The sequence below is a fragment of the Thiocapsa sp. genome (assembly GCF_011390875.1).
Lineage (GTDB): Bacteria > Pseudomonadota > Gammaproteobacteria > Chromatiales > Chromatiaceae > Thiocapsa.
In genome coordinates this window covers 1-8736 of the sequence record NZ_JAABRP010000195.1, presented here as the reverse complement: position 1 = coordinate 8736, position 8736 = coordinate 1, and the positions used below count along the sequence as shown (strand labels likewise).

Annotated in this window: 9 protein-coding genes and 1 pseudogene; 8 read left to right on the top strand and 2 right to left on the bottom strand. The window is 63.9% G+C overall.

Annotation, left to right across the window (positions count from 1 at the left end; translation table 11 throughout):
• From GPT33_RS14730 to GPT33_RS14720, 3 genes are all read left to right on the top strand, one after another.
• A partial coding sequence (locus GPT33_RS14730) for an FtsX-like permease family protein (RefSeq protein ID WP_363929391.1) occupies positions 1 to 1063 on the top strand: 1063 nt, incomplete at its 5' end.
• A gap of 157 nt (positions 1064 to 1220) precedes the next feature.
• Positions 1221 to 1577, top strand: a complete 357-nt coding sequence (locus tag GPT33_RS14725) for a c-type cytochrome (RefSeq protein WP_296810209.1) — start codon at positions 1221 to 1223, stop codon at positions 1575 to 1577.
• Positions 1578 to 1693: 116 nt separating this feature from the next.
• Complete coding sequence (locus GPT33_RS14720) at positions 1694 to 2188, top strand: c-type cytochrome (protein WP_296810208.1); 495 nt, start codon at positions 1694 to 1696, stop codon at positions 2186 to 2188.
• 130 nt (positions 2189 to 2318) lie between these two features.
• Here GPT33_RS14720 and GPT33_RS14715 read toward each other — a convergent pair whose 3' ends face one another.
• On the bottom strand, positions 2319 to 2516 hold the full coding sequence (locus GPT33_RS14715; RefSeq protein ID WP_093031698.1) for a hypothetical protein: 198 nt from the start codon (positions 2514 to 2516) through the stop codon (positions 2319 to 2321).
• Between the two features lie 400 nt (positions 2517 to 2916).
• Between GPT33_RS14715 and GPT33_RS14710 the strand changes: the two genes are divergently transcribed.
• The 5 genes from GPT33_RS14710 (at position 2917) to soxZ (ending at position 8249) form a co-directional block, all read left to right on the top strand.
• Positions 2917 to 3960 (top strand): AAA family ATPase, encoded by a 1044-nt coding sequence (locus tag GPT33_RS14710; protein ID WP_296810206.1) that lies wholly within the window; start codon positions 2917 to 2919, stop codon positions 3958 to 3960.
• Entirely contained in the window at positions 3953 to 5260 is a 1308-nt protein-coding gene (locus GPT33_RS14705) for a VWA-like domain-containing protein (RefSeq protein ID WP_296810205.1), read from the top strand. Before GPT33_RS14710 ends, GPT33_RS14705 begins: the two co-directional genes overlap by 8 nt.
• A 233-nt stretch (positions 5261 to 5493) precedes the next feature.
• The gene (locus GPT33_RS14700; protein WP_363929390.1) at positions 5494 to 6990 is read left to right on the top strand and encodes a M48 family metalloprotease; all 1497 of its coding nucleotides are present in this window, start codon (positions 5494 to 5496) and stop codon (positions 6988 to 6990) included.
• Between the two features lie 419 nt (positions 6991 to 7409).
• Positions 7410 to 7883 carry a thiosulfate oxidation carrier protein SoxY gene (soxY, locus tag GPT33_RS14695; RefSeq protein WP_296810204.1) on the top strand — a complete coding sequence of 158 codons (474 nt, stop codon included), beginning with the start codon at positions 7410 to 7412 and terminating at the stop codon, positions 7881 to 7883.
• A 54-nt stretch (positions 7884 to 7937) separates the two neighbouring features.
• The gene (soxZ, locus tag GPT33_RS14690; protein ID WP_232406544.1) at positions 7938 to 8249 is read left to right on the top strand and encodes a thiosulfate oxidation carrier complex protein SoxZ; all 312 of its coding nucleotides are present in this window, start codon (positions 7938 to 7940) and stop codon (positions 8247 to 8249) included.
• Between the two features lie 34 nt (positions 8250 to 8283).
• On the opposite strand, the pseudogene GPT33_RS14685 reads toward soxZ, so the two are convergent.
• Positions 8284 to 8736, bottom strand: a pseudogene (locus GPT33_RS14685) (lipid A biosynthesis acyltransferase); the annotation flags it as partial.

Below are 8736 nucleotides of genomic sequence, written 5' to 3'. Positions count from 1 at the left end.
CGGCATCCTGGCCTTGCTGCTCCTGGCCGTGGTGCGCGTCGATTTGCTAGAGGCCTGGCAGGAGACCTTGCCCGAAGGTGCGCCGAACCACTTTCTGATCAACATTCAGCCGCAGGATGTCGAGCCGCTTGGCCGGTTCCTGCGCGAAGGGGGGCTGGGCGAGTCGGCCATCTATCCGATGATCCGCGGCCGACTGGTGCGGATCAACGACCGCGAGATCGTCCCGTCCGACTTCGAGAATCCGCGTGCCGAGCAGCTCGCCTCGCGCGAGTTCAACCTGAGCCAGGGCGCAGACCTGCAATCCGACAACCGCATCGTCGCCGGTGCTTGGTGGTCGGGCGCGGATGCACCCCCGGAGTTCTCGGTGGAGGAGGGCATCGCCGAGACGCTCGGCATCGCCTTGGGCGACGAGATCGCTTTCCTGGTCTCCGGGCGCGAGGTGAGTGCGCCCGTGACCAGCCTGCGCGAAGTCCAGTGGGACAGCTTCAACGTGAACTTTTTCGTCATCTCCTCTCCCGCGCTCCTCGGGTCCGAGCCCGCGACCTACATCACCAGCTTTTACCTGCCCGAGGAGCGCGAGTCGGTGATCCCGGAGCTGGTCAAGCGCTTCCCGAGCGTAACGCTGCTCGACGTCGACGCCCTGCTGACCCAGGTCCGTCAGGTGGTCGATCGCGGCGTCATGGCGGTGGAATACGTCTTCCTCTTCACTCTCGCAGCCGGGATCTTGGTCATGTACGCCGGCATCCAGGCCAGCCTTGAAGAGCGCCGTCTCGAGCACGGTATCCTGCGCACCCTCGGCACCGGCCGCCGGGCGCTGCTGACCAGTCTGGCCGTGGAGTTCACCGCGGCCGGCATCCTGGCGGGCGCGCTCGCCTCCGTCTTCGCCGAGCTGACCGGCTGGCTTCTGGCCGAGCAACTGTTCGGCCTGACCTTCAGCTTCAACCCGACGCTCTGGCTCATCGGCGTCTTCGGTTCAGGGGCACTGATCGGGGTCGCCGGGACCTTGGCCACATACCCGCTGCTGATTCGCCCGCCGCTGCAGACCCTGCGGCGAGCAGGGTAGGTGTCGATCTTCTTCATCCGGATGGGAATATTCCCGATTTATTAGGTTGGTTTCTAATTTGTCGTCGTCTACGCTTCTAATACGGTCTGGCTTAGATCGTGCGGTACGTGTACCGCGAATCGATCGAGAGTTCAAATCAGAGAGAGGAGCCGCATCCATGTCCCAGAACATCTTGCTGCCGGCGGTGTTTGCCGTCACCCTGCTCACGGCCTCGCCTTTCACTTGGTCGACGGATCGCCCTGATCTGCAGGGCGAGCAGTTGTTCACCTATCACGGCTGCGTGAACTGTCACGGCACTGCGGGGAAGGACCCCAGCAGCAAGCTGGTCCCCAAGATCGGTGGTCTGGAAGCAGACGAGATCCTGGAACGGGCCCAGAAGATCCTGCGTGGCGAGGGCGAGTCGGAAGAGGCGAAGCTGATGCATTCGGCTGTCGCCTACAGTCAGTCCTGTGATGCACCGCCGACCCAGCCCGAGCTTCAGAAGATCGCGACCTGGCTGGCCCTTCAGAAGTGACCTGCCGGGCAAGGTGGTTCAGACCCCGATTGCGGGTTTGCCGCCTTGCATTTCCGCTTGTGCTCTGCTGTTTCGGAATAGGTGCGGTTTCGGCCGCAGCTCCCGAACGGCAGGCATTGGCCGCGCACTGCAACGGTTGCCACGGTCTGAACGGGGTCAGTGCAGGGCCCGCATCGCCGAGCTTCGCCGGCTTCGACCGCCAATTCCTGATCCGCGTCCTCCAAGAATATCGCAACGGCGAGCGTGCACCCACCATCATGGATCGCATCATGAAGGGCTACACCGCCGGTCAGATCCGCCAGCTGGCTAGCTACTATGCCGAGCAATCTTGGCAGAGTGCCGACGCGCGGTTGGACCCCGTCGCAGTCGCCGACGGCAAACGTCTGCATGATGAGGCGTGCGCCGAGTGCCACGAGGAAGAGGGGCGATACCAGGACCGCGATACCCCGCGGATCGCAGGTCAGTGGCCGGACTATTTGGTATTCCAGCTTTTGACCTACCGCGACCGGCCCGATTCGATCCCGCAGCCTACCAAGATGCGCGAGTCACTGGTCGGGTTCTCGGATGCGGATCTGTACGCACTCGGTCAGTTTTACGCCAGTCGGAGGTAGATCAAGCGCGACAGGGGCCGCTTGCAGCCGGGGGCGCTCGACCCTCGTGATGGTCCGCAGCCTCGCGATGATTGGCGAGCAGACACAAAAAAGGCGGGTTGCCCCGCCTTATCGCTCTTTCGTCTCGGGCTCAGGCCTTGACCCAATCCCCGAAGTTGTCGGTGTTCTTCTCTTCGCCGTCCCCGTAGCCGGCCTCGTAGGCCTCGGTGAGGCGCTGCTCTTCGCGCTTCGGATTCTGGAGGAAGCCGCACTGCCAGCCTTGGATGTACTCGTCGTCGACACCGAGTTGTTCCATCTTGGTTACAGCGTCGTAATAGAACTGGTTCATGTCCGCTCTCCGGGCTCTTATCGTTGAGGAAGGGTCGCCTTGGAAAGGCCTCGCCTTCAAAAACCTTAATCTTATCGGCAACGTGGATTCGGGTGCGTCGACCCGGACCCTCGGGTCCTCTCTCGAGTCTCGTATGGAGCCTTGACCGCACGACCCACATGGTCATGAGGGGCGAGAAGGGCTATAAGAATACAGCGTTTTTCTTATGTGTGACAAGGCGATCGCGCACCCGACCGAGCACGCATTGCATCGCGTCCGGGCGTCGCCTTGTGAAGCCGAGCACGAAAACCCACTCTCATCTGGACTGAATGACGGCGGTCACACGATATCGGGCCGGCTTCGCCGCGGGCCCCATGGATGAGGCCCCTTCGTATCAAAACCACCAGGAAGACGACCCGCTATGCGTCCAGCTCAGTTGCTCCGTGTCCTCGAACGCGAGTTTTCGAGTACCGCGGAAGGTCATCATACCCCTGTCATGCTCTGGGGCCCTCCGGGGGTCGGTAAGTCGCAGATGGTGGCGCAGATCGCCGAGCGTCACCGGGTGCCCATGATCGATATCCGCCTCTCGCAGATGGAGCCGAGCGATCTGCGCGGGATCCCGTTCCGCGCCGGGGATCGGGTGGAGTGGGCGATACCCGCCATCCTGCCCGATGCAGAGCGCCACGGGCCGGCAGGGATCCTCTTCCTCGACGAGATCACCTCGGCGCCCCCGGCTGTGTCTGCAGCGGCTTATCAGTTGATCCTGGATCGCCGACTCGGCGAATATGGCGTTCCCCGCCGGTGGGCGATCTTCGCCGCCGGCAATCGCCAGGGCGATCGCGGCGTGACCTACAGCATGCCCGCGCCGCTGGCCAACCGCTTCTCGCACTTCGAGGTCGAGACCCACCTGGACGATTGGGTCGCCTGGGCTTATGCACAGGGCATCGACGAGCGCGTGATCGGCTTTCTGCGTTTCCGCCCGGAGTTGTTGTTCGATTTCGATCCTGCACACAATCCGGTCGCGTTCCCCTCACCGCGCTCCTGGGAGTTCGCGCACCGCTGCCTGAAGAAGTTCGAGGACATCCCCGAGCTGCTGCAGGGTACCTTGCAGGGCTGCGTCGGTCCGGCGGCGGGGATCGAGATTGCCGCCTTCGTCGACAGCCTGGATCAGATGCCCGATCTGGATGCCATCCTGGCGGGGGATGTCGTGCCCGTGCCGCGCGAGATCGATCTCCAGTACGCCGTGGCCGCTGCCCTGGTCGGGCGTGCCATCCGCGCGCAGGCGGAGCCGGACAAGGACCGGGTGATCGGCAATATTCTCGCCTATGCGGGTCGTTTTCCGCAGCGCGAGATGGGTGTCATGCTGGTGTCGGACCTGCATCGTGCGGTCGGCAACAGCCTTTTCGAGGTGCCGGCCTTCGCCGATTGGGCTGCGGTCGTCGCCGACGTGATGCTTTATGAGTAGCGGTGTCGGCAGCTCGGGCAGCGCTGGCGCATCCGATGCCGAGCGGCGTGCGATCGAGACCAAGCTCGCGGCCGCCCGCACGCGCTTGATCCTGGACAAGCCCTTTCTCGGGGCCTTGGTGCTGCGCTTGCCGATGCATGCGTCGAACCCCGATTGGTGCCCGACCACGGCCACCGATGCGCGCGCCTTCTACTACAACCCCGAATACATCGCGAGCCTAAGCCTCGACCAGACCCAGTTCATGCTCGCGCACGAGGCCCTGCATTGTGCGCTGTCGCATTTTGCGCGGCGACAGCATCGCGTGAAGCACAAGTGGGATCTCGCCTGCGACTACGCCATCAACCCGCTCTTGATCGGCGAGGGTCTGAAGCCGCCGCCGAACGCCTTGGTGATGCCGACCTACAAGGGCATGACCGCCGAGGAGATCTATCCGCTCATCGACGACAACGATGAGTCCGAGACCCTGGACACGCACGCCTACGATCGCGAAAACCAGCAGGGCGGCAGCCGATCCGGTGCAAGCGAGAAGGATCTCGATCGCCAGCCGGAACAGGCGCAATCGCAGCAGGGCGAGTCCGATTCAGGGCCGGGGGCCCCACGCTCGGCGCAACCGAGCCAAGCCGACGGGTCAGGCGGCGGTCCCGGCGAACCCGAGCCCCTGACCCCGGACGAGCAGGAGACCCTCTCGGTGCAATGGCAGCAGCGGCTCGCCGGGGCGGCTCAACAGGCGCAGCAGGCCGGCAAGTTCGGCGGCGAGATGGCGCGCATGATCGCCCATCTTTTGCAGCCGCGCCTGCCCTGGCGGATGCTGCTGGCCCGCTACATGACGGCCGTCTCGCGCGACGACTACAGCTACGCGCGCCCCTCGCGTCGCGCGGGCGACTTCATCATGCCGAGCCTGCGGAGCCATCAGACGGACGTTGTCGTGGCCGTCGACACCTCGGGCTCGATCAAGGCGGCGGAGCTCGAGGAGTTTATCGGCGAGATCGATGCGCTCAAGGGCCAAGTGCGCGCTCGCGTGACCCTCTTGCCCTGCGATGCGGCCTTGTGTGAAGGTGCACCCTTTCGGTTCGAGCCTTGGGAGAGCTTGCGGCTGCCGGAGGCGATCCGCGGGGGCGGGGGTACGAGCTTCCGACCGGTCTTTCAGTGGATCGACCGCGAGGACATCCGCCCGGATCTGCTGGTCTACTTCACCGACGCCCAAGGCGAGTTTCCGCCGGGCGAGCCGGCGTTTCCGGTGATCTGGCTGGTGAAGGGACGGGGAACGGTGCCGTGGGGGCAGCGCATCCAGCTCAACTAAACCGCGTCAGGAGGACTCTTGGCTGTTTCGAGGTGGATCGGCGCGATGGCGGGATCAATGCCCTCGGCGCGATGCGGTTTAGGCGGTTTAAGGTCTTCGAAGGCGGTCCCGGCACGACGGCCGTGTGGTGCGTTCGAGTGGCTGCTGCCGAGATCGGCGAGGGGTAGGGCATGGTGCGCGCTTTCAGGAACTACGAGGTGCGCATTGCGTCTCATCAAACCATGATGATCCGAATGTTTAGCGATCGGTGTCGGCGGTTGGCGCTGGGCGTGCTTGCGTTCTCGGCGGTGGTGTCCGCGTCGGTGTCGGCCGATGCCTACAGCCTTCCCGATATGGGCAGCTCCTCGGACAGCATGATGACCCAGTCCGCCGAGGCGCGGCTCGGCAAGCTCTTCATGCGCAGTGTGCGCAACGCCTTGCCCGTCCTGGACGATCCGCTCGCCACCAGCTATATCGAGTCCTTGGGGACAGCACTGGTCGAGGCCGATCGGACCGCCGGGGGCAATTTCACATTCTTCCTGATCGACGAGCCGGTCGTGAATGCCTTCGCGGGTCCGGGCGGGTATATCGGCGTCTACGGCGGACTGATCCTGGCGGCGGAAACCGAGAGCGAGCTCGCGGCCGTGATGGCGCATGAAATTGCCCATGTCACCCAGCGCCATTTGATGCGCTCCTTTGAGGACCAGAGCAAGCTCAGCCTCCCGACGACGGCCTTGCTGATCGCCGCGGCCGTCCTCGGCGCGCAGGTCTCGCCCGATGCGGGTGCCGCGGCGATCGCGGGCGTGCAGGCCGCCGCGCTCCAGCGCCGAATCAACTTCACCCGCGACAACGAGAAGGAGGCCGATCGGATCGGGATCCAGACACTGGCCGGTGCCGGACACGACCCCTTTGCGATGGCCGGATTCTTCGAACGGCTCGCCAAGGCGACCCGCGTCTACGAGTCCAACGCCCCGGAATTTCTGCGAACGCATCCGGTGACGGCTGACCGGATCTCGGACTCGCTCGGTCGGGCCGAGGCCTTCGGTGCGCGGCAGCGGGCCGACAGTTTGCGGTTTCAGTTGACGCGCGCGAAGCTGCGCGAGCGTTCCTACCGGCGTGCCGAGCAGTCGGTGGCGCACTTTCAGGGCACCTTGCGCGAAGGCCGTTATCGCCAAGAGCTTGCCGAGCGCTACGGGTACGCCTTGGCCTTGCAGCGGGCACGGCGCTTCGCCGACGCCAAGCGCGAGAGCGACACGCTGCTCGAGGCCCACCCGAGCCAGGCCGAGTTCATCGTCCTGGATGCCGAGCTCGACCAAGCACTCGGCAAGGGCACGGAGGCCCTGGCGCATCTCAAGCAAGCTGTAAGCCTCTTCCCGAGCCAATGGCCGTTGCGCGTTGCCTACGCCGAGGCACTCATGACGGCGGGCCAGCATGCAGGCGCGCTCGATGAGCTGAAAGCCGTGGCGCGGGTGCGTCCGGCCAACGCCATGCTCTACGAGATGATCGTGCAGGCCGCCACCAAGGCGGGCGATCAGACCGATGTCGATCGCTATCGCGCCGAGAAGCTTTATGTCGAAGGGGATCTGGAGCCGGCCATCAAGCATCTCGAGATGGCATTGCGTCGACGCAACGTGCCTTATCATGATGCCGCGCAGATCCAGGTCCGGCTCGACTCCTGGCGCGAAGAGGAGCGAGAGGAGAAGAGGAGAGGCGGAAATCCCCTGCGCACAGCGCCCTTGAGCACGCGATGAAGTGCGTTCCAAGTCCAGTAGGAGTGCGGTAACATTGCCCGGGTGCCGATGTCGGGAAAGCGCTCCGACGCGTTGAATCCGGTGTCCGGCATGACCGCGGCGGGCGACCTGATCCGGACAGCCCGTGAAGCGAATCTATAATAAGATCGAGACGATGTGGAGGATCTCACCGTTTATACCCCACGCGGGTCGGATCGGGCTGAAAAGGGCTCGAGCGTCCGAGTTTTACGTCCGAATCTCGGTCGAGCGCCTTCATTCAGGTCGATCGACTTCCAGGATACCCCGGTTGCCTGCATCGGGCCGTGCCGGTCCGGTCCGTCGGGAATGTCCTCGGTGCGCCGGCGTCTGCGAAACGTCCCGACACGCGTGATGCTTGCCGCAACCCAGACCACCCACCCATGCTCCATAGGAGATGTTCCATGATCGATGCAAAACGTCGAATCCTGCTGAAGGGTTCACTCGCCGCCGGTACCGTCGGAGTCGCCGTCGGCGCCGGTCTGCTGTCGCCCAGCCTGGTTCTTGCGAGCTGGAACGAGGCGGCCTTCCATGCGAAGGATCTGCCGACAGCCCTGACGAGCCTGATGGGATCGGATGCTGCCGAGACCAACGATGCGATCAAGATCAAGGCCCCGGATATCGCCGAGAACGGTGCAGTCGTACCGGTCACCGTCGAGACGGACATGGAAGGCGTCAAGTCGATCGCCATCGTTGCCGACCAGAACCAGACACCGCTCATTGCCTCGTTCGACCTCGGCGAGTCGGCGCTGCCCTTCGTCTCCACGCGGATCAAGATGGCCAAGACATCCAACGTCGTGGCGGTGGTTCAGACTGCCGACAAGCTCTACAGCAACGCCAAGGAAGTGAAGGTCACCATCGGCGGCTGCGGCGGCTGATCGAATCGATCCCCGCGGGACACGGCATAGACACCAAATTCGAGGTATACAGAGATGTCAGACATCAAGATTCGCGCCAAGCTCAAAGACGGCGAGACCGAAGTCAAGTGCTTGATGAGTCACCCGATGGAAACCGGGCTGCGTAAGGACAGCAAGACCGGCGAGCTGGTTCCGGCGCACTTTATCCAGGAAGTCGTCTGCAAGTCCAAGGATCAGGTCGTGATGACCGCCAATTGGAGCGGCGGTGTGTCCAAGAACCCCTATTTGGCATTCAAGTTTGCGGGCGGCGCTGCCGGGGATCCGATCGAGGTCACCTGGACGGACAACATGGGCGAGACCCAGAGCGCAACCAGCGAGATCTCCTGATCTCGGGGTCGTCTATCCGAGCACAGGGATGTGCTCAGGTGACTTCCGATATGCCGCGGCGTAATCGCGACACTTCCTCAAGTGCCTGCCGATCCGAAAGCGGTCCGTTGTAGAGGCTCGGGGCGCCGTCAGGGCGCCGTCTAAAGCGTTTGTACGGCCAAACGTATTGCTCCGGGCAGATCGAAACACACTGCTCGATCCCTTGGTTGAGAGCGCTCGCCGCCTCGATGTCGTCCTCGCTGTCGATTCCGGCCGGAGCCGCGATGCAGTGCATCCTGAATCCGCGCGCACCCCTCAAGCGCTCGGCAAACATGAAGATCACGGGTGCGCCGGTGCGGCGCGTCAGTCGGTTGACCAATAGCATTGTAAAGGCCGGAATCCCGAAAAAAGGCGCGAAGACTGCCCCCTTGTCGGCCTTGGGTTCCTGGTCGGGTAGGATGCCGACATAGTCGCCGCGCTCGAGGGCCTGGACCAAAACCCGGATGCC

Excerpts from the sequence above, each read along its gene's own strand:
- GPT33_RS14715 (WP_093031698.1), bottom strand. The coding sequence starts at position 2,516 with ATGAACCAGTTCTATTACGACGCTGTAACCAAGATGGAACAACTCGGT.
- GPT33_RS14710 (WP_296810206.1), top strand. The coding sequence starts at position 2,917 with ATGCGTCCAGCTCAGTTGCTCCGTGTCCTCGAACGCGAGTTTTCGAGT.
- soxY (WP_296810204.1), top strand. The coding sequence starts at position 7,410 with ATGATCGATGCAAAACGTCGAATCCTGCTGAAGGGTTCACTCGCCGCC.
- soxZ (WP_232406544.1), top strand. The coding sequence starts at position 7,938 with ATGTCAGACATCAAGATTCGCGCCAAGCTCAAAGACGGCGAGACCGAA.
- GPT33_RS14725 (WP_296810209.1), top strand. The coding sequence starts at position 1,221 with ATGTCCCAGAACATCTTGCTGCCGGCGGTGTTTGCCGTCACCCTGCTC.
- GPT33_RS14700 (WP_363929390.1), top strand. The coding sequence starts at position 5,494 with ATGTTTAGCGATCGGTGTCGGCGGTTGGCGCTGGGCGTGCTTGCGTTC.
- GPT33_RS14705 (WP_296810205.1), top strand. The coding sequence starts at position 3,953 with ATGAGTAGCGGTGTCGGCAGCTCGGGCAGCGCTGGCGCATCCGATGCC.